Genomic DNA, 20,288 nt, shown 5'->3' with positions numbered 1-20,288 from the left:
TCCGAGAGTCAGTATTTAAAGTCAGTATGGACCAATATCTGTAAAAGGCAATATCAGAGCAGCGCATACAGATGTCCATGTGTTAGCGTAAAACTTCAAGACCGCTTAGGGCTATTACCATGAATTTCTTGGGCTTGAACATTACTTTGAAGCTGCTTATATAAAGTGTCGAGTCACATAGCCTAACAACAGGTTTCTCAGCAGGATGTAGATATCATGATGAATAACAGTATAGGCACAGTAGAGGGATTGCCCGACTCAAGTCCATTAATTAACCAGATTACGCTGGATCACCCTTGGCGATGGATTGCTGCGGGTTGGCAAGATATCAAGAAGGCATCCACGATCAGTCTCACGTATGGTCTGTTATTTGTAATCAGCAGCTTTCTTTTGTCGGGGTTATTGCTTGCAATGGGCATGTTCTTTTTTATTCCCGCTCTGATGGCCGGTTTTTTTCTTATATCACCTTTGTTAGCTATGGGGCTCTATGAAACCAGTCGCTTACTGGGTAATCGAGAAACGCCTCAATTTCTGCAAACCTTTTTTGTTTGGCGACGCACACCCTTCAATTTGTTGGTGATGGGTTTGGTTTTAATGATGGGCTTTCTTATCTGGATGCTACTTTCCAATGTGGTTTTTGCCCTCTTCTTTTTTGGCATCACGCCTGATTTTGAGAATGCACTGAATGTCCTTTTTTTCTCAGGTGATAGCCCCGCATTCATGGGGGCTGGAATATTGGTGGGCAGTGTTGTTGCGCTGGCTGTTTTTAGCATCAGCGTGGTATCTGTGCCCATGATCATCGATCGTAACCTCGATACGATGAGTGCAATAGCCATTAGTACACGCTGTGTCTTGAATAATCCGAAACCTCTTTTGTTGTGGGCTGCACTTATCGTGATGTTCGTTGGGATTGGAATGTTCACCTTCTTTTTAGGGTTGATCATTTTCATGCCCTTGGTGGGGCATGCCAGTTGGCATGCCTACAAAGATTTGGTGAAAACTGAGTCGCTATAATGTTTGGGGTACCTAATCTGCGATTCTCTGATTTTATGTACTTCAGGATTTATCTGCATTGTTAATTTTCTGAGATTGTTTGCACGGACTCTCAGCCTTCTGCGCATCGATATGTGCAAGTCTTAGTACACCTGAATATGGTCTGGCAGCCCGGTATATCCTATACTACGCGGCTTTCTATCTCTGTAATTGGGCTACTCGGTTTGTGAGGGATGAATAGTGCTCTCCTGACGTTGAGGTTTTACCCTCTGATTACGAAATGAATTCCTAAAGCGTTATGCGCAGCACTCTGAGGTGTCAAGAATGATCAAGATTAATGAAAACTACCAGAAGCTACAGGCTTCATACCTCTTCTCGAACATTGCCAAGCGCGTGAATGCCTTTCAGCAATCTAATACAGATAAAAAGCTGATCAAACTGGGCATTGGCGATGTTACCCGTGCGCTGCCAGAGGCCTGTGTTAAGGCTTTCCATGCTGCGGTCGATGAAATGGCCAGTGACAGTACCTTCCGGGGATATGGTCCTGAGCAAGGTTATGATTTCTTGCGTGAGGCGATTGCCAAGCATGATTTTCAAGCCAGAGGCGCGCATGTCGAAGCGGATGAGGTGTTCGTAAGCGACGGTGCAAAATGTGACAGTGGAAATTTCCAGGAGATTTTTTCGACCGATATCACGGTGGCGATTCCTGATCCCGTCTATCCGGTTTATGTAGACACTAATGTGATGGCTGGTCGCACCGGCAAGTGGAATGCCGAGCGGGGTCGCTATGATGGGTTTGTTTATTTGGATGGTAATCGAGAAAATGGATTTATTCCCAACCTACCTGATCAGCCGGTTGATCTGATCTATCTCTGTTTCCCGAATAACCCTGCTGGCTCAACGGCAACGAAAGAGCAGTTGAAGGCTTGGGTTGATTACGCAAAGGCAAACAAGGCACTGATTCTGTTTGATGCGGCCTATGAGGCCTTTGTTCAGGACGAGAACCTGCCTCGCTCTATCTATGAAATTGAAGGCGCGCGTGAAGTAGCGGTTGAATTCCGTAGTTTCTCCAAGACCGCAGGATTTACCGGTACACGTTGTGCTTATACGGTAGTCCCCAAGGAGTGCATGGCCTATACCGAAGCGGGCGAGGCGGTGTCTGTGCATACGCTCTGGAATCGTCGGCATACCACTAAATTCAACAGTGTCTCCTATCCGGTGCAGCGTGCAGCCGAGGCGGTGTACAGCGATGAGGGGCAAGCGCAGATCAAAGAGCTAATCGCTTACTACCTCAATAATGCAAAATATATCCGTGAAAAGATGGAAGCGCTGGGATATGAATGTATCGGTGGTGAAAACTCACCCTACATCTGGATCGACAGCAAGCGCGACTCCTGGGAATTCTTCGATCACCTGTTGAATAGCGCGGCGGTTGTCTGCACGCCGGGTGCCGGTTTTGGGAAGTGTGGTGAAGGATACATCCGCATCAGCGCATTCAATAGCTTTGAGAATGTGCAAGAAGCGATGGAGCGAATCAGTAACGTGCTCTGAAAAAAACCTTAACCGAACCAATGTGCGCCACGGCCTCATGATCTTGTGAGATTGCGGCAAAACTAGATTGTTACTGGAAAAGAACATGCCCATATCGAGTGATTTTGAACAACGTCTCAACCCCATACTTAAGCAGATCGTAGCGCATTACGGTACGCCGTTTCATATCTATGATGAGAAGGGTATTCGAGAAACAGGTGAAGGTCTAAAGCAGGCGTTTTCTGGTGTTGCCGGGTTCAAGGAGTATTACGCGGTTAAGGCACTTCCAAATCCGAAGATTCTCGAGATCATGAAATCAATGGATTTTGGCTTTGATTGCAGTTCTGTTGCTGAGCTGCAGTTGAGCCGGGAAACCGGTGCGCGTGGTGATGAGATCATGTTCACCTCCAATAACACGAGTCAGACCGATTTCTCTGCGGCGGCGGCTGAAGGTGGATGTGTCCTCAATCTGGATGATATCTCTCTGGTGGACAAGGTTCCAGAAATGCCGGAGTTGATCTGTTTTCGTTACAATCCAGGTGAACGGCGAACCGGAAACAGCATCATTGGAACTCCGGTAGAGGCAAAGTATGGCGTGTCCCATGATCAACTCTTGGAGGCCTATCGAAAGGCACAGGCACGTGGAGCCAAGCGGTTTGGCCTGCATACCATGCTGGCTTCGAATGAGCTGAATTACCGCTATATGGTTGAGACAGCCAAGATGTTGTTGGAAACCGTGGTGTGGATATCGGGTGAACTGGGTATACAGTTCGAGTTTATCAATATCGGCGGAGGTTTAGGCATTCCCTACCGTCCAGAAGAGCGGCCTCTGGATATTACGTCGATGGCCAACGAGATCACCGAACTGTTTGATGCATTCAGGCAGCAGCATGGCTATGCGCCGAGCATGTATGTGGAGAGTGGACGTTATATGACGGGACCACATGGTGTATTGGTGACACAAGCGATTAATCGAAAGGAGATCTACCGTACCTATGTGGGTGTCGATGCCTGTATGTCTGCCTTAATGCGTCCAGGCATGTATGGGGCTTATCATCACATCACCGTCTTGGGCAAGTCGGGTGAAGCGGAAGTCGTGGATGTGGCGGGTTCGCTTTGTGAAAACAATGACAAATTTGCGATTCAGCGTTCATTACCTAAGGTAGCGGATGGCGACATACTCTGTATTCATGATACCGGCGCTCATGGTCACGCTATGGGGTTCAATTACAATGGCAAGGCCCGGCCCAAGGAGCTGTTGCTTCGGAGTGATGGAACGGTAGAGATGATTCGTCGCGAGGAGACCCTGGACGACCTGTTTGCCACGCTCAATTTCGAGGCAGATGTGTATACTCCAGGCTGACCCGATATGGGCCGGTTATTAGCGGTCCGTTCGGTAATTCCTAAAGTACAAATTGCTTCTAGATTGCAAGCCAGACCAATAAACTGCCCAAGAGTAATCGATAGATTACAAAGGGCAGCATGCTGATCTTGTTGATCAGCTGTAGGAAGTAGTGGATACAGATATAGGCTGAAGCAAAGGAGAGCAGGGCGCCCGATCCCATTGCCAGCCAGTTGACAGGTGCCGCATGGGTGACTAAATCAAGGGTTACCATTGAACCAGACATCAATATGGTGGGAATGGAGAGCAGGAATGAAAAGCGGGAGGTGGCCTCCCTTGTGAGCCCAAGCATCATCCCAGCTGTCATGGTGATGCCAGATCGCGATGTCCCCGGGATCAGCGCCAGCACCTGAAACAACCCGATAGTCAAGGCGTCACGCCAGCTGATGGAGTATTCATCTCGGGATTGGCTACCCTGTCTGTCATACCAGAAAAGCAGCAAACCAAAGAGTATGGTTGTCGCCGCTATCACGCCGGTGGATCGCAAGTCGTGCTGAACCAGTGAGATAAAGAGTTCCCCAGCCACAATGATCGGTAATGTAGCCAGTATAATCATCCAGACCATGCGGGAGTTTTCGGTTTGAGGTGCGCCGCGTTTTAATGAGCGAAAAAAATCACCCGCCATTAGGATTAATTCATGCCTAAAATAGGTGGTGACTGCGAGCAATGAGCCTAAATGAACCGCTACGTCAAATGCCAATCCCTGGTCTGTATAACCAAATAGCATTGGGGTGAGGATGAGATGTGCTGAACTGGAAATGGGGAGAAATTCTGTCAATCCCTGGACGATTGATAGGATTAGAATCTGCAGGCTATCCATAATTTTGCGAGGCTCTAACTAAAAAAGCTAATGTTTTGATTGATGTCCAATACAGATATTCCCTTTATTAATAAGCTGGCATGCTTCAAAATTATTTCGGGATAGTTGGATGTCATATTTTGGGCAATCATACAGGTTTGGCTGAGGGAATTCATGTGACTTTGTGATGTTTTAGTGTAGTCTTTTAGATGAGCTACAAGGCGAGGCTGTGAATATGTTGTAGAAAGTGGCATCGCGTCCTGAGTATGGGTTTTAGGTATACACGAAGATAATGGAGAAATAATGATACCAGTCATTTTATCGGGTGGTTCAGGCACAAGGTTGTGGCCTTTGTCACGCAGTCATTATCCTAAACAGTTTCTTCCCTTGGTGACTGAAAATACCATGCTCCAGGAGACATTGTTACGTCTTGATGGGCTTGGCGATATTGATAATCCGATTGTGGTGTGTAACGAAGATCACCGCTTTATGGTGGCTGAACAGCTTCGTGAGCTGGGTGTTATACCTCAATCTATATTGTTAGAACCTGTAGGTCGCAATACAGCACCGGCAGTTGCTATGGCGGCCTTATCTGCACACTCTCCTGATGCTTTACTCTTGGTGCTGGCGGCGGATCATGTGATCTCAGATGTCGCCAGTTTTCAGTCGTCTATCTTAAAAGCGGTGCAGCTTGCTGATTCTGGGGCATTGGTGACATTCGGTATCGTCCCTACGGGTCCAGAAACCGGATATGGCTATATTCAGCGGGGTGATGCAGATGCTGCTGGGGAATCCTATAGCGTGACGGCGTTTGTGGAGAAGCCTGATCTGAGTACCGCGACCGCTTATATTGATTCAGGGGAATATTACTGGAACAGCGGGATGTTTGTCTTCAGGGCATCACGTTATCTCGAAGAGTTGGGGCGACACAATCCTGCCATTTTGGCCGCCTGTCAAAAGGCACATCAGAATGCTCTTGTTTCACCTGATTTTACCCGGCTAGGGAAGGAGGCTTTTGCAGCATGCCCTGCAGATTCAATTGATTATGCCGTGATGGAGAAGACCGACCGGGCTGTCGTAGTGCCGCTTGATGCTGGTTGGAATGATGTGGGTTCTTGGTCAGCGCTTTGGGATGTGGCGGGAAAAGATGTCAATGGAAACGCCATAAAGGGAGATGTGCTCGCAGTGGATACGGGTAATTCATACCTGCATTCCGAGAATAAATTGGTTGCGGTAGTCGGGCTCTCGGATATGGTTGTGGTCGAAACAGATGATGCCGTAATGGTTTCCCCGCGTTCCCGTGTGCAAGAGGTAAAACAGATTGTCGATCTACTCAAGGCGGCTGGGCGATGTGAATATGAAACACATCGGAAAGTGTATCGGCCTTGGGGTTATTATGATTCGATTGATCTGGGTGAGCGGCATCAGGCGAAACGGATTGTGGTGAACCCGGGTGCAAAGCTCTCGCTGCAAATGCACCACCATCGTGCTGAACATTGGATTGTGGTTAAAGGTACTGCCAGTGTTACGCGTGGTGAAGAGCTGTTGATGCTTTCTGAGAATCAATCGACCTACATACCCATCGGTACCACACATAGTCTGGAGAATCCTGGTGTGATTCCGCTTGAGATGGTAGAGGTACAGACGGGTAGCTACCTTGGTGAAGATGATATTGTCCGCTTTGAGGATCGTTATGGTCGGACCGATTAAGAGTTATTACCCCTAGCTGAGCCGTTCCTGTATCTCTTTTTCCAGACTTTCAAACTGTTCTCGACTGCCCAGAGGTTTATTATTCCGGTCAGTGATAAAGAAGGTGTCCTCTGCTTCGGCACCAATTGTCGCAATTTTTGCATTAATCAACTTGATTTTGCACTTGGCGAAGGCGTGTCCGACTTCAGAGAGTAGGCCTGGTCGGTCATCTGTCATCAGCTTCATGATGGTTCGTTGATTGCCGTAATCTTGTACAAAATCGATGCGCGTAGGTGTCGAGAAGTGTTTTAGTCTTCTCGGTACTCTGCGTGATACGACGAGGTTGGTTGATTCAGGGTTAAGCAGCGCTTCTCTCAACAGGTCACAAATTTCTTCCCGTCTCCCTGCCTCTTCAACGGGGCCACCATCCTGCTCCAGTACGAGAAAACTATTGAGGGTCAGGCCTGTGTTAGCCGTTTCAATACGAGCGCTCACAATGTTTAATCCCAACTGATCCAGTTGGCTGGTAGTGATGGCAAACAGATCATCTCGATCAGGCCCATAGAGGAATATTTCTGTGCCGCCACGGGTGCTTGATTTGCGTAATTGCACCAGGGGTAGTTGATCCGGTGTGCTGGCGAGTACCATGCGGGTCTGCCAAGCGATCTCTTCCCAGGTGTGGTAGAGAAAATAGTCAAGACTGAGCGTGGCCCAGTGTGCGAGTGCACTGTCAGGATCATTGCCTTCAGCCCTGAGGAGATGGAGTGCGCCAGCTTGTTTGTTTTGAACAATCTCTTCTCTCTCTTGAGGGTTTTGTAATCCACGCAACAGCGCTTGTTTGGTGGTTATATAGAGTTCCCGCAGGAGCGAGTTTTTCCAGCTGTTCCATTTTTTTGGATCGGTCGCCCGGATATCGGCCATAGTGAGTAGGTAAAGGTAATCAAGGTGGACCGGGTTTTTGACTGATTGGGCAAAGTCATTGATGACATCTGGATCGCTGGTGTCTTTTCTTTGGGCGGTAATGGACATCAGTAGGTGCTTTTCTACCAACCAGGATACCAATCGACTGTCATAGTCGCTTAGGCCATGCAGTTTGCAAAAGTCCCAGGCTTCTTTGGCGCCCAGTTCAGAGTGATCACCGCCTCTGCCTTTGGCTATATCGTGAAAGATGGCTGCAATATAGAGGAGTTCAGGCTTGGGGAGCTTTTCCATGATGTCGCTGCACAGCGGAAATTCACCTCGGTGCTCAGGCACGGTTAATCTGCGCAGATTTCGCACGACAAACAGCGTATGTTTGTCGACGGTAAATACATGAAACAGATCATACTGCATGCGCCCAACAATATGTGCGAAGGCCGGGATGTATCGAGCCAGGATGCCGTACCGGTTCATCCGCCTCAATTCGTGGGTAATGCCAACGGGCTGACGCAGTATCTCCATAAACAGGCTTCTGGCCCGAATGTCCTGACGGAAATTGTCGTCGATAAGATGTCGGTGACTACGAATCAGTCGAATGGTGCTGGCCCTTACCCCATTAAGTTCCTGATGCTGCTCCATAATCAGGAAAAGCTCTAATAGTGCGAGCGGGTATTGGGTGAATATATCTTTATGCACAACCTCCAGAAAACCGCTTCTGGATTGAAAGCGACGGTTGATCGGTTTAGGTTCATCCAGATGACATTTGAGTAGGATTACCTCTTGAAAGAGCTGCAACAGCATCTCATTCATTCTTCTGAGGCGCAGCGCTGTACGGTAGTACTGCTGCATGAATTTTTCCACTCCTAACTCCTGATCGTCATCTTCAAACCCAAACTGGGCCGCCAGTGTGCGTTGATAATCGAAAAGGATACGGTCTTCCCTGCGTCCAGTAAGGAGGTGCAGGGCAAAACGGATACGCCAGAGATAATCCTGACCATCCATTAGATCCAGGTACTCTTCTTCCGTTAGAAAACCATGGACGACAAGGTCATGCATAGTCTTGGCGCCGTAGTGACGTTTGACTACCCATCCAACCATTTGGATGTCTCGTAAACCACCAGGACTCTCTTTTATATTGGGTTCGAGATTGGAGATGGCCTCCTCGTAGCGTAGGTAGCGTTGTGTCTGCTCTTCCCACTTGGCGGTGAAGAAGCGGTCGCTTGGCCAAATCTTTTCTGGTCCTGTGGCGGCCTGCATTTGAGTAAAAAGGGATGCCTGACCGATGAGAAGCCTAGACTCCATGATGTTGGTGGCGACTGTAATATCCCGCTCGGCTTCAGTGATGCACTCAGCGATGGTGCGAACACTGTGCCCAACCTCTAATCCAATATCCCAAAAGAATGTCAACAGTTCAGCTAAAGAATCAGAGTGGCGCTCTGGGTCTGTGTCATCCAGTAGGATCATCAAGTCAATATCAGAACCGGGATGAAGCTCCATCCGACCATATCCACCGACGGCAATCAAGGCTGCTGCCGCATCCTCGGGCATCTTATGCATCCAGGCCTGTTTCAGCAGGTTGTCGATCATCTGGGCACGGAGCGGCACCAGCGCAGTGATAGGATCACCCTTCTCAAAGCGTGTTTTCAGCGCCAGATTGGCCTCTTTTAATGCATCACGAAAAACTTTTAGAGGATTTTCGCTGTTTTTTAGAGAAGTATTTAGTTTTTCAGGTTCGAGCAGGATTGTTGAAACCATATGGGATTATTCGAGAATCAGACAAGCTGATTGCGCTCCTCTTCTCGCAGGGTAAGCACTTCATAGCCCTCTTCAGTCACCAGTATGGTGTGCTCCCACTGAGCCGAAAGGCTGCGATCTTTGGTTACCACTGTCCACCCATCCGGTAACATTTTTACTTGGCGTTTTCCTGCATTGATCATGGGTTCGATCGTAAAACACATGCCAGGGCGTAACTCAATTCCGGTATTGCGTGATCCATAATGCAATACCTGCGGGTCTTCGTGGAAACCGCGTCCAATCCCGTGTCCGCAGTATTCATGAACAACAGAATAGTGGTGTGATTCTGCAAATTGTTGAATAGTATGGCCAATATCTCCCAGTCGCGCGCCCGGTTTTACCTCATTAATGCCCAGCCACAAGGCTTCGTAAGTGATTTTGGTAAGGCGTTTTGCGAGAATGGATGCTTCACCTACAAAGAACATTTTACTGGTATCACCATGAAAGCCGTCCTTGATCGTAGTGATATCAATATTAATGATATCGCCGCTTTTTAGCTTCTTGTTGCCGGGAATGCCATGGCAAACCTGATGATTGACTGAGGTGCAAATAGATTTAGGAAAGCCCCGGTAATTGAGTGGCGCGGGGATTGCGTTTTGATGATTGACGATATGGTCATGACAGATCTGATCCAGCTCATCTGTGGTAACGCCCGGCTGGACGTGGGGGGCTATCATCTCCAAAACTTCTGCAGCCAGACGTCCAGCCACCCGCATTTTTTCAATCTCTTCCGGGGTCTTGATGATTACACTCATATCTGTTCAGTATTCCTGTGATCGGCAAAGGCGTTGAAAAGAGGCGCCTTCCTCTGAATCTCGGTTATTCCAGTAAAAGTATCCATTGTAAAGGTTAATTTAACTACAATCATCTCTACTTAAGATAGGGTTGTATGAAGGAAGTGCCCGTATTGCCTGTTTTGCAGGGAAGCACTTATCCATCAAGATCGATTGTCGTAAATACCTTAATGTGGTATAAAACGCGCCCGGAGTCAGATGAGTGGCTCTTGGGGGTGGGGTATACTCACCAAACAATTCACACACATACCGGCACAACTGTCGGGGTGCCTGGGAAACCGGGTCGCCAGTTGGGGTATGTGGAGGACTAACCCGTACAATTCGGAGCTTTAAATGAGTAATATATCGATGCGTCAGATGCTCGAGGCTGGCGTGCACTTTGGTCACCAGACCCGCTATTGGAACCCCAAGATGGGGGCCTACATCTTCGGTCACCGCAATAAGATCCATATTCTTAATTTGGATAAGACCCTCCCGCTGTACAAAGAGGCCATGAATTTCATGGGGTCTTTGGCTGCCAACGGTGGAAAAATTTTATTTGTCGGTACCAAACGCGCTGCCAGCGAGACTGTTAAGGAAGAGGCCACCCGCTGTGGCATGCCTTACGTTAATCATCGTTGGTTGGGTGGCATGCTTACCAACTTCAAGACCATCAAACAGCGCATCAAACGTCTGAAAGAGCTCGAGGCCATGTTTGAAGATGGCACGATCGAGCGTTTTAACAAGAAAGAGGCCCTTGGTCTACGTCGTGAGATGGAAAAGCTTGATCGCAGCCTGGGCGGCATCAAGGACATGAACGGTCTGCCGGATGTGCTCTTTGTTATTGACACTGGCCATGAAGATATTGCCATTGCCGAAGCGCGTAAATTGGGTATTCCGGTTGTTGGTGTGGTGGATACCAATAACAACCCAGATAACATTGATTATGTTATTCCAGGTAACGACGATGCCATTCGTGCTATTCAGCTCTACGTTCAAGGGGCGGCTGCAGCTGTTCTCGAAGGGCGTGCCAGTGCTGCCCATCTGGGTGGCAAGGCTGACGGAGCGGATGAGTTTGTTGAAGTCAAAGAGGCGAAGAGCGAAGCGGCTGAATAAGGCCTTTTACGTTCAGCTTTTTATATCACAGCGGGTTCCTGAATAAACAGGGACCCGCCAAATTTGCAAAACAGATAGTGTCTTTATGAGTTCCGAGCGTGCGGCCTTTTCCTGAGTGGGCAATGCCTGGTGGATAATTTGATCTGCCTATTCGCTCAAGGAATTAGATTGCACGATTCTCCTGCCGCTATCTACACACAAGCTTTAAATTAAAGCAAGGATATACGAATCATGGCGATTACAGCCTCTCTGGTAAAGGAACTGCGTGAGCGTACCGGTTCCGGCATGATGGAATGCAAAAAGGCCCTGGTTGAAACTGATGGCGATATTGAAGCAGCCATCGAAAACATGCGCAAATCTGGCCAAGCCAAGGCTGCGAAGAAAGCGGGTCGCACAGCCGCTGATGGCCTCATTGTTATCCAGATGAATGATGACAACACCAAAGGTGTCATAGTCGAAGTAAACTGTGAGACGGATTTTGTTGCAAAGGATGAAAACTTCACCTCATTTGCAAATGCTGTAGCCAAACGTGCTTTGGCATCTGATGTTGCAACTGTTGAAGAGTTGTTGGATGCGCCACTCCATGATGGAGAGGAGACCACCATTAATACGGCTCGTGAAGCACTGATCGTCAAGATCGGTGAGAACATGAATGTACGCCGATTCCAGCGTTTTGAATCGGCTAATGGTAAGCTGTCAAGCTACAGTCATGGTGCGCGCATCGGCGTTATAATCGACGTTGAAGGCGGTGATGATGATTTGGCCAGAGATGTGGCCATGCATGTCGCGGCGAGCAATCCAATATGTGTCTCTGAAGATCAGGTGCCTGCGGATCTGCTGGCGAAAGAGCGTGAGATCTTCAAGGTACAAGCCCTGGAGAGCGGAAAGCCAGAAAACATTGTCGACAAGATTGTTGATGGTCGAGTTAGGAAATATCTGGCTGACACCACGTTGCTGGGACAGGCCTTCATCAAGGACCCAGATACTACGGTAGAAAAATTACTGTCTGCTGCTGGAGCCAAGGTCAATGACTTCAAACGCTATGAAGTCGGAGAAGGCATCGAGAAGAAGCAGGAAAACTTTGCGGACGAGGTCATGGCCCAGGTTCGCGGAGAGTAAATGAAGTGAAAACAGTCCCGGTAATCCGGGACTGTTTTTATTGCCATCTTATAACAACTAGAGAGTTTATATGTCTGAAGCGATCTACCGGCGAATCCTGCTTAAGTTAAGCGGTGAGGCGTTGATGGGCGAGGGTAGTTTCGGTATTGATCCCGATGTAATAGCCAGAGTTGCTGGTGATATCAAGGAGCTGGTTGCGTCTGGTATTCAGATAGGTTTAGTGATTGGTGGCGGCAATATCTTTCGAGGTGAAGGGTTAGCAAAGGCCGGTATTGATCGTGTTTCTGGGGATCATATGGGCATGTTGGCCACGGTCATGAATGCACTGGCGATGCAGGATGCATTAGTCAAGATTGGTGTCCCTGCCCGCACCATGTCCGCTATCCCTATGGAGCAGGTATGTGATACCTATGTGCGTAGGCAGGCTGTCGAGCATCTTGATCGCGGTGAAGTCGTACTGTTTGCAGCAGGTACAGGAAATCCGTTCTTTACCACTGATTCTGCTGCCAGTCTTCGTGCTATAGAGATCAATGCCGATTTGATGATTAAGGCTACAAAAGTTGATGGTGTTTACTCGGCTGATCCTGTCAAGGAACCCAGCGCCGTTTTTTATCCTCGAATCAGCTATGATAGAGCACTTGCTGATGGATTGAAGGTTATGGACGCTACGGCAATTGTCCTCTGTCGTGACAATGAAATGCCATTGCGCATAATGAATATCAATACCCCGGGTGCATTGATGCGCCTTGTTAAAGGGGAGGCAATCGGTTCCCTAGTGGAGAGTGGAAAATGATCGACGATATTAAAAAAGACGCAACACTGCGCATGGGTAAAAGCGTGGATGCGCTGGATAATGAGTTGGCCAAGGTAAGGACGGGCAGGGCACATCCAAGCCTTCTGGATCACCTCACTGTCTCCTACTATGGATCAGTTGTGCCTTTAAGTCAGGTGGCTAATATCAATGTTGATGATGCCCGTACTTTGGCCATTACCCCGTGGGAAAAAGATATGGTCAAGGCGATTGAGAAGGCTATTCTTAATTCCGATCTTGGTCTCAATCCCAATTCAGCCGGTACAGTGATCCGCGTGCCGCTACCCCCATTGACCGAAGAGCGGCGCAAAGACCTGATCCGTGTCGTGCGTGGTGAGGCAGAACAGGCGCGTGTTGCGGTGCGTAATATTCGTAGAGATGCCAATAGCGATCTGAAAAGCCTTGTAAAGGATAAGCTGATCTCTGAAGATGATGAGCATCGTGGTCAAGAGATTATTCAGAAGCTGACAGATCAACATATTAAAGAGATTGATGAGCATCTGGCAGAGAAAGAAAAAGACTTGATGTCGATCTGATTAATTGGCCCGGGGTGTCTGCAGAGAGATTCACCGAGCTTTTCAGTCGCAGAGTAATGACACAATCTGGGATCGATTTAATGGATGTGGATGGATTGACCCAATTGCCTCGTCACGTAGCCATAATCATGGATGGGAATGGCCGGTGGGCGCAACAGCGGAATCTACCGCGACATGCCGGGCATAAAGCTGGGGTTAAAACTGTTCGATCCAGTGTTGAGCAGTCGGTTAAGTATGGCATCGAAGTATTAACCCTGTTTGCTTTTAGTAGTGAAAACTGGAAGCGCCCACAGAAAGAGGTCTCTTTGTTGATGGATCTCTTTATGGTTGCCTTACAGCGTGAAGTCAAACGTCTCAAGCGAAATGATGTCCGCTTGCGAATTATTGGTGACCGTTCCGCTTTTTCTGAAAAGCTACAACAACGCATTGCTGCTGCTGAGGCCGACACTGCAAATAATTCGGGACTGGTCTTGCAGATTGCTGCAAATTACGGTGGGCGCTGGGATATCACACAAGCCGTGCATCGACTTGCCTTAAAAGTAGAATCTGGCCAGCTCAAAGCCGGTGCGATTGATGAATCACTGATCTCATCGGAACTCTCGTTTAGTGACCTGCCTGACCCCGATCTGTTTATTCGGACCGGTGGTGAGCAACGTATCAGCAACTTTATGCTTTGGCAGTCAGCTTATTCGGAGCTTTATTTCTCTGAGGCCTTTTGGCCTGATTTCGATGCTCAGGCATTTGATCAGGCACTCGAGTTTTTTTCAAATCGCCAACGCCGCTTTGGGATGACATCTGAGCAGCTCGCATTGGCTGAAAACAAGGGTTCGGTGGAATAATTATGTTACTTCATCGTGTTCTTACCGCATTGATTTTATTACCACTGGTTATTGCCGGGGTCCTTTATCTTCCTACTGACGGATTTGCACTCGTATTGGCGCTGGTGGTTTTACTCGGTGCCAAGGAATGGTTGCGTTTGGCCGGACTTACGAGCCTACTGGAGCAACTTCTGTTTCTCTTTGCCGTTGCCTTGGGGTTGCTGTTCCTTTATGTGGTGCTGGAGTATCCGGGTGTTGGTTTAGGCTTATTTACATTGGTCACCGTAGGTTGGTTGGTGGTGACCGGTTTAGTCATTCAATATAATCCACAGACATCCCCTGTTCCTGGGAAAATCGCGAGAGTTTTTATTGGGCTGTTTGTGTTGTTGCCCACCTGGGCGGCACTTGTCTATCTGCATAGTTATGATGAACAAGGGCCAGCTCTAGTCCTTTACGCCATGTCACTCTCGTGGGTGGCAGATACCGGAGCCTATTTCTCGGGTCGTCAATGGGGGCGTGTTAAGCTTTCACCCAATATCAGCCCGAAGAAGACTCGTGAAGGCGTCTATGGCGCGCTTGTTGCCGTTGGTTTGTGGAGCGGGTTATTAATTTGGCTACGACCTGAGACAGGTCCGGTAATACTGATAGTGCTATTTTGTTTAGCAATCTGTCTCATTTCCGTTGTTGGAGACCTGTTTGAAAGCCTGCTTAAGCGTCAGGCAGGTGTCAAAGATAGCGGGAATATACTTCCAGGGCACGGTGGGATTTTGGATAGAATTGATAGCCTTACCGCAGTAGCCCCTGCTTTTATGTTTGGCCTGCTGCTGTTTGGGGGTGGTAAGTGATTGGTTTGACCGTATTAGGGTCTACCGGATCGATTGGGATCAGCACGCTTGATGTGATTGGGCGGCATCCAGACAGATACCGCGTGATTGCATTGACGGCCAATCGTGATGTTGATGGTTTATTTAATCAGTGCAAATCATTTCTGCCCCATTATGCAGTAATGGCTGATGCGAACTCAGCTTCTGAGCTCGAGCAAAAAATTCGCTATGAAGGGCTTAATATAGAAGTACTTTCTGGCGTGGAAGGTCTGGAGTATGTGGCTTCGCTTGAAGATGTAGCCTATGTGATGGCTGCAATAGTAGGTGCTGCTGGACTCTTGCCAGCCTTGGCCGCTGCCCGCGCTGGCAAGCGCATTTTACTTGCCAATAAAGAGGCGCTGGTCGTTGCTGGAGAGCTCTTTATGCGGGAAGCGGCAGCCGGGGGTGCTGAGATTCTTCCCATCGATAGTGAGCATAATGCAGTATTTCAGTGTATGCCTGCCAACTTCCATAAGGGTCTGGAGAAGGTCGGGGTCACTCAGATTTTGTTGACGGCCTCTGGTGGACCGTTTCGTCGTCTCCCTTTGGATCAGCTTCAAGGTGTGACGCCCGCACAGGCCTGCGCCCATCCAAACTGGGAGATGGGCAGGAAGATCTCAGTCGATTCAGCAACCATGATGAATAAGGGGCTGGAGGTGATTGAGGCCTGCTGGCTATTTCATACCCAATCAGACCGCGTGAAGGTAGTGTTACATCCCCAGAGTGTAATTCATTCAATGGTGGCCTATAGTGATGGTTCCGTTCTGGCTCAATTGGGTAATCCAGATATGCGTACCCCGATTGCTCACGCCTTGGCTTGGCCCGAACGCATTGTATCGGGGGTTGAACCTTTAGATCTGTTTGAGGTGGCTCGGCTTGATTTTGAAGAGCCGGATTTTAATCGTTTCTCCTGTTTACGTTTGGCCTATGAAGCCATTGAGCAAGGTGGTACCTGTCCAGCAATCTTGAACGCAGCGAATGAGGTAGCTGTTGCCTCGTTTTTGGCGGGTGGGATTGCCTTTACAGCGATTCCACAAGTAATAGAGTCCGTTCTTGAGTCTCTACCAGGCGGGCAGGCTACAGGGCTGGGCACGCTACTCTCTGCTGATGCCGAAGCACGTCGGTATGCGGAACAAATGATCCAGAATTGGGTCTGAATTCATCGTTATGTCATCATTTCTCTTTTCAGCGGGTTCTTTTGTAATTGCTCTGGCTATTCTGATTGCCGTTCATGAGTTCGGTCATTTCTGGGTAGCGCGAAAGTTGGGTGTAAAAGTACTGCGCTTCTCTATTGGGTTTGGCAAGCCGCTGTTTTCATTCCGCGGGAAAAGTAGCCGTTCTGACGGAGGATCCGGAAGTGAGGCTCAGTTCGAGGCGGATTTGGGTACGGAGTATGTCCTTGCAGCCATCCCGCTTGGTGGCTATGTCAAGATGCTGGATGAGAGAGAAGGGGCCGTTCCTGAACATTACCTCAGCCAATCTTTTAATCGGCAATCTGTTGTGGTTCGATCAGCCATTGTCGTGGCGGGTCCTTTATTTAATTTCCTGTTTGCTCTGCTGGCATTTTGGCTAATAGCCGTATCCGGTGATACTGGCTCACGCCCCTGGATTGGCAAGGTTTCAGAATCGTCTATAGCTGCTGAAGCTGGATTTGCTCAAGATGATGAGTTTTTGTCTGTGGGCGATACACCAACACCGACCTGGGAATCCGCCGTCTATGCGCTCCTTACCGAATCTACGGTTGGGGGTGATGTAGTGGTAAAGGTCCGTGATGCAAAGGGCTACGAGCGCATTCGTGTTTTACCTGGCGACCGGCTGCTCGGTTTGGCAGAGGATGGTCGTCTGCTGGATCGGCTTGGATTTGCACCCAAGAGACCCATTATAGACCCTGTTATTGGTCAGCTAGTATCTGGCGAGCCAGCAGAGCAATCCGGCTTTAAGGTTGGTGATCGGGTGCTTTCGATTGATGGAATTGAAGTGAATACTTGGTCAGAACTGGTGGAGTATGTACGGCAAAAGCCCGGCAAACTGGTTGATGTGACAATTGATCGTATGGGTGTCACATCCGAAATCAAGCTCATAATCGGTCAGACCAAACAGGCTGAGCAGGTTTTTGGGCGCATCGGTGCAGGACCTTATGTGGCAGAGAATCTGTTTGATGATTACCGTGTTGAGGTCGTGTATGGACCCATTGATGCGGTCGGAGTAGCGGCTACAAAGACAGCGGAAATGTCTTTGTTTATGTTAAAGATGTTAGGCAGAATGCTGACGGGTGATATTTCAATAAAAAATCTGAGCGGCCCGATTTCGATTGCCCAGACGGCAGGAAAAACTGCCAGCTATGGATTGACCCAATTTCTGAAGTTTCTGGCATTGGTTAGTATCAGTCTAGGCGTACTGAATTTACTTCCTGTTCCTGTGCTGGATGGTGGGCATTTACTTTTCTTTATGATCGAGGCTGTGAAGGGAAGTCCTCTTTCTGAGTCTGCGCAGGTATTGGGGCAACGATTGGGGTTGGTTATCTTGTTAAGCTTGATGACGCTGGCATTCTATGTGGACCTGAGCAGATTGTTTAATTAGCAAATTATTTCGCTCTAAGCTTGGGCATGGTCGAAAGATTATTTATACTAGTGCGGCTTTGAATTTGTTAGGCCAAGTTTTGAGGCTGATAATACAAAATAAATAGAGTTATCAACGTGTTGTATTAATCTTACAGAAATTGACCCAGAGAGTACCCGACAGGGGTCTCGGTCTTGTATATCGTAGAGATTAGGAGCTGATTTCATGGATAGACTTAAAAAACAAGAACTTAAAAAGATAATATGAACCTAGTTAATACGGTCCGCTTTTCACTGATCCTCATCATTCTGATAGCACCCCAGCTAGTTTTGAGTGATACATTCGTTGTTAAAGATATTCGGGTTGAGGGGTTGCAACGCATCTCGCCTGGAACAGTCTTTAATTATCTGCCTGTCAAAATTGGCCAACAGATTGAGTCTGAAGAGACCGGGGAGATCATCCGAGCCCTGTTTAAGACAGGTTTTTTTAAGGATGTGAAACTGGAACGTGAAGGCGATGTACTGATTGTTTTCGCCACAGAGAGACCCGCAATTGCCAAGATAGAGATCGAGGGAAATAAGGCACTTGAGACTGACCCACTGTTATTAGCATTGAAAGACATTGGACTTGCTGAAGGACGGGTTTTCAATCGATCGATTCTGGATAAGATTGAACAAGAGCTACAACGTCAGTATTTCAATCTCGGTAAGTATGCCGTAAAGCTGTCTTCATCTGTCACGCCGCTTGAGCGTAATCGAGTGGCGATTAATATCACCATCTCTGAGGGTGGGACTGCCCGAATTAAAAAGATCAATATTATCGGCAATGCGGCGTTTGATGAAGAAGATCTGTTGGATGAATTTAGCTTAAATACCACGGGCTTTCTTTCATCCTTTACCAAGGATGACCAATATTCCCGTCAAAAGCTTTCGGGTGATCTTGAAAAACTACGCTCTTTCTATCTGGATCGCGGGTTTATCAATTTTAAAATCACCTCGACCCAGGTTTCGATTACACCGGATAAAAAAGATATTTACGTCACGGTAAATATTGAAGAGGGTGATGTCTTTACCATTAGTGATATCCGGCTGACGGGTGATCTGGTTCTTGCCAAAGAGGCCTTTTTTCCGATGATACATTTGGTGAGAGGGGAAGTATTCTCCCGAAAACAGGTTATTGGCAGCGCCGAACGGATTAACGCGTTACTCGGCAATAACGGCTACGCTTTTGCTAACGTGAACAGCATTCCTGATATTGATGAAGAGAAAAAGCAGGTTGCAATCACTTATTTCGTTGACCCAGGAAAACGAGTCTATGTCAGGCGGGTCAATATGAAAGGCAATAGTGATACTCGTGATGAGGTATTGCGACGTGAGATGCGCCAGATGGAAGCGGCTTGGTATTCAGCCGAACAGGTGACTCGTTCCCGGGAACGTTTGCAGCGGCTCGGTTTCTTCGATGAGGTTAATGTTGAAACGCCTGCTGTACCCGGGTCTACCGATCAGGTCGATGTTAATATTTCGGTGACTGAGAAGCCAATGGGTAACCTAGCGGCTGGTTTGGGTTTTTCCCAGTCGGATGGTGTTATCTTCAGTACCAGTCTGACCCAGAAGAATTTTCTGGGTACCGGTAAGCAGGTGTCATTGGCGTTTGATAATAGTTCTTCCAACACACATTACCGTCTTGGTTATGTCAATCCCTATTATACGGTTGATGGCATCAGTCGAGGTTTTAATGTCAGTTATCAAAAAACTGACTTTGACGAAGTCGATACGGCAAAATATTTGACAGATACAGGTACGGTTGGTGTTAATTTTGGTGTGCCAATAACGGAGACCGATCGAGTCAACTTTACCTTCGATTTGATTAGTACAAATTTCAAGCCCGCCGATACACCATCCGATGTGGTCAGCGCCTTTAAGAACGAAAATGGTGATAGCTTTTTTGATTTCAAGATCGGGACAAGTTGGAATAGAGATTCTCGTGATTCATCTTTGATGCCTACCAAGGGCGGCATGCAGAGTCTTTCAGCCTCTGCCACTCTGCCGGGTAGTGATTTGGAGTACTATAAGATCGCTTATCGCCAAAAGCGCTATTTCCCACTTAGCAATTCATTTACGCTGGCCCTGAATGCAGATCTGGCTTATGGAGATGTCTACGGAGATACCAGTCGTCTTCCTTTATGGGAGAATTATTTTGCCGGTGGCACCAAAACTGTCAGAGGTTTTAAAGACCACAGTCTGGGGCCGAGGGACAGCAGTAACGACCCGGTGGGTGGCAATATTAAAATTGTAGGCAATGCCGAACTATTTTTTCCAGCACCATTCAAGTTGATGGAAAAAACGATTCGCCTTGGTCTGTTTTTTGATGCGGGTAATGTATTTTCAACTCACGGTGGAGCGGATATAGATTTGGGTGAGTTACGTTATTCTACGGGTGCCTCTGCTTTATGGTTGTCACCAATGGGTGCATTAGGTATGAGTTTGGGCCTGCCCCTTAATGACAAATCAGGGGATGATACGGAAGTGTTCCAGTTTACCTTTGGAACCGCCTTTTAAGCGTTAGGAG

General features: G+C 48.0%; 16 protein-coding genes. 13 read left to right on the top strand and 3 right to left on the bottom strand.

The features are described from left to right. The first annotated feature begins 216 nt into the window (after positions 1-216). The 3 genes from FHP88_RS02410 to FHP88_RS02400 all read left to right on the top strand — a co-directional run bounded on the left by FHP88_RS02410 (position 217) and on the right by FHP88_RS02400 (position 3,886). The gene (locus FHP88_RS02410) at positions 217-1,014 is read left to right on the top strand and encodes a DUF2189 domain-containing protein (protein ID WP_144357399.1); all 798 of its coding nucleotides are present in this window, start codon (positions 217-219) and stop codon (positions 1,012-1,014) included. Between the two features lie 303 nt (positions 1,015-1,317). Then, positions 1,318-2,544: an LL-diaminopimelate aminotransferase gene (locus FHP88_RS02405; protein WP_144357398.1), complete on the top strand. Its 1,227-nt coding sequence runs from the start codon at positions 1,318-1,320 to the stop codon at positions 2,542-2,544. An 85-nt stretch (positions 2,545-2,629) separates the two neighbouring features. Beyond that, positions 2,630-3,886 carry a diaminopimelate decarboxylase gene (locus FHP88_RS02400; RefSeq protein WP_144357397.1) on the top strand — a complete coding sequence of 419 codons (1,257 nt, stop codon included), beginning with the start codon at positions 2,630-2,632 and terminating at the stop codon, positions 3,884-3,886. 58 nt (positions 3,887-3,944) lie between these two features. On the opposite strand, the gene FHP88_RS02395 is transcribed toward FHP88_RS02400, so the two are convergent. Further along, positions 3,945-4,745: an undecaprenyl-diphosphate phosphatase gene (locus tag FHP88_RS02395; RefSeq protein WP_144357396.1), complete on the bottom strand. Its 801-nt coding sequence runs from the start codon at positions 4,743-4,745 to the stop codon at positions 3,945-3,947. A gap of 282 nt (positions 4,746-5,027) precedes the next feature. On the opposite strand from FHP88_RS02395, the gene FHP88_RS02390 reads away from it, so the two are divergent. Further along, positions 5,028-6,434: a mannose-1-phosphate guanylyltransferase/mannose-6-phosphate isomerase gene (locus FHP88_RS02390; RefSeq protein ID WP_144357395.1), complete on the top strand. Its 1,407-nt coding sequence runs from the start codon at positions 5,028-5,030 to the stop codon at positions 6,432-6,434. 12 nt (positions 6,435-6,446) lie between these two features. Here the strand turns inward: FHP88_RS02390 and glnD are convergent, their stop codons facing one another. Continuing rightward, a complete protein-coding gene (gene glnD / locus FHP88_RS02385; protein WP_144357394.1) occupies positions 6,447-9,086 on the bottom strand; it encodes a [protein-PII] uridylyltransferase in 2,640 nt (879 codons plus the stop codon). Between the two features lie 17 nt (positions 9,087-9,103). Then, complete coding sequence (map, locus tag FHP88_RS02380; protein WP_144357393.1) at positions 9,104-9,880, bottom strand: type I methionyl aminopeptidase; 777 nt, start codon at positions 9,878-9,880, stop codon at positions 9,104-9,106. Between the two features lie 387 nt (positions 9,881-10,267). Between map and rpsB the strand changes: the two genes are divergently transcribed. The 9 genes from rpsB to bamA all read left to right on the top strand — a co-directional run bounded on the left by rpsB (position 10,268) and on the right by bamA (position 20,278). Then, positions 10,268-11,014 (top strand): 30S ribosomal protein S2, encoded by a 747-nt coding sequence (gene rpsB, locus FHP88_RS02375; protein WP_186297591.1) that lies wholly within the window; start codon positions 10,268-10,270, stop codon positions 11,012-11,014. A gap of 231 nt (positions 11,015-11,245) precedes the next feature. After that, entirely contained in the window at positions 11,246-12,133 is an 888-nt protein-coding gene (gene tsf, locus FHP88_RS02370) for a translation elongation factor Ts (protein ID WP_144357391.1), read from the top strand. A 70-nt stretch (positions 12,134-12,203) separates the two neighbouring features. Continuing rightward, a complete protein-coding gene (pyrH, locus tag FHP88_RS02365) occupies positions 12,204-12,926 on the top strand; it encodes a UMP kinase (protein WP_144357390.1) in 723 nt (240 codons plus the stop codon). Then, positions 12,923-13,480, top strand: coding sequence for a ribosome recycling factor (frr, locus tag FHP88_RS02360; protein WP_144357389.1), 558 nt, complete (start codon positions 12,923-12,925; stop codon positions 13,478-13,480). Before pyrH ends, frr begins: the two co-directional genes overlap by 4 nt. A 56-nt stretch (positions 13,481-13,536) precedes the next feature. Beyond that, on the top strand, positions 13,537-14,319 hold the full coding sequence (locus tag FHP88_RS02355; protein ID WP_144357388.1) for an isoprenyl transferase: 783 nt from the start codon (positions 13,537-13,539) through the stop codon (positions 14,317-14,319). Between the two features lie 2 nt (positions 14,320-14,321). After that, positions 14,322-15,143, top strand: coding sequence for a phosphatidate cytidylyltransferase (locus FHP88_RS02350; RefSeq protein ID WP_144357387.1), 822 nt, complete (start codon positions 14,322-14,324; stop codon positions 15,141-15,143). Then, positions 15,140-16,318, top strand: a complete 1,179-nt coding sequence (gene ispC / locus FHP88_RS02345; RefSeq protein ID WP_144357386.1) for a 1-deoxy-D-xylulose-5-phosphate reductoisomerase — start codon at positions 15,140-15,142, stop codon at positions 16,316-16,318. Before FHP88_RS02350 ends, ispC begins: the two co-directional genes overlap by 4 nt. Positions 16,319-16,328: 10 nt before the next feature. Further along, a complete protein-coding gene (rseP, locus tag FHP88_RS02340; protein ID WP_144357385.1) occupies positions 16,329-17,741 on the top strand; it encodes an RIP metalloprotease RseP in 1,413 nt (470 codons plus the stop codon). Between the two features lie 242 nt (positions 17,742-17,983). Further along, positions 17,984-20,278, top strand: a complete 2,295-nt coding sequence (bamA, locus tag FHP88_RS02335; RefSeq protein WP_144357384.1) for an outer membrane protein assembly factor BamA — start codon at positions 17,984-17,986, stop codon at positions 20,276-20,278. Positions 20,279-20,288: the final 10 nt, after the last annotated feature.

The organism is Sedimenticola selenatireducens (genome assembly GCF_007625115.1).
In the GTDB taxonomy this organism is placed as follows: domain Bacteria; phylum Pseudomonadota; class Gammaproteobacteria; order Chromatiales; family Chromatiaceae; genus Sedimenticola; species Sedimenticola selenatireducens_A.
This window is presented reverse-complemented; position numbering and strand designations above follow the sequence as displayed.

Coding starts and splice junctions, on each gene's coding strand:
- FHP88_RS02410 (WP_144357399.1), top strand. CDS start 217: ATGATGAATAACAGTATAGGCACAGTAGAGGGATTGCCCGACTCAAGT.
- FHP88_RS02405 (WP_144357398.1), top strand. CDS start 1,318: ATGATCAAGATTAATGAAAACTACCAGAAGCTACAGGCTTCATACCTC.
- FHP88_RS02400 (WP_144357397.1), top strand. CDS start 2,630: ATGCCCATATCGAGTGATTTTGAACAACGTCTCAACCCCATACTTAAG.
- FHP88_RS02395 (WP_144357396.1), bottom strand. CDS start 4,745: ATGGATAGCCTGCAGATTCTAATCCTATCAATCGTCCAGGGATTGACA.
- FHP88_RS02390 (WP_144357395.1), top strand. CDS start 5,028: ATGATACCAGTCATTTTATCGGGTGGTTCAGGCACAAGGTTGTGGCCT.
- glnD (WP_144357394.1), bottom strand. CDS start 9,086: ATGGTTTCAACAATCCTGCTCGAACCTGAAAAACTAAATACTTCTCTA.
- map (WP_144357393.1), bottom strand. CDS start 9,880: ATGAGTGTAATCATCAAGACCCCGGAAGAGATTGAAAAAATGCGGGTG.
- rpsB (WP_186297591.1), top strand. CDS start 10,268: ATGCGTCAGATGCTCGAGGCTGGCGTGCACTTTGGTCACCAGACCCGC.
- tsf (WP_144357391.1), top strand. CDS start 11,246: ATGGCGATTACAGCCTCTCTGGTAAAGGAACTGCGTGAGCGTACCGGT.
- pyrH (WP_144357390.1), top strand. CDS start 12,204: ATGTCTGAAGCGATCTACCGGCGAATCCTGCTTAAGTTAAGCGGTGAG.
- frr (WP_144357389.1), top strand. CDS start 12,923: ATGATCGACGATATTAAAAAAGACGCAACACTGCGCATGGGTAAAAGC.
- FHP88_RS02355 (WP_144357388.1), top strand. CDS start 13,537: ATGACACAATCTGGGATCGATTTAATGGATGTGGATGGATTGACCCAA.
- FHP88_RS02350 (WP_144357387.1), top strand. CDS start 14,322: ATGTTACTTCATCGTGTTCTTACCGCATTGATTTTATTACCACTGGTT.
- rseP (WP_144357385.1), top strand. CDS start 16,329: ATGTCATCATTTCTCTTTTCAGCGGGTTCTTTTGTAATTGCTCTGGCT.
- bamA (WP_144357384.1), top strand. CDS start 17,984: ATGAACCTAGTTAATACGGTCCGCTTTTCACTGATCCTCATCATTCTG.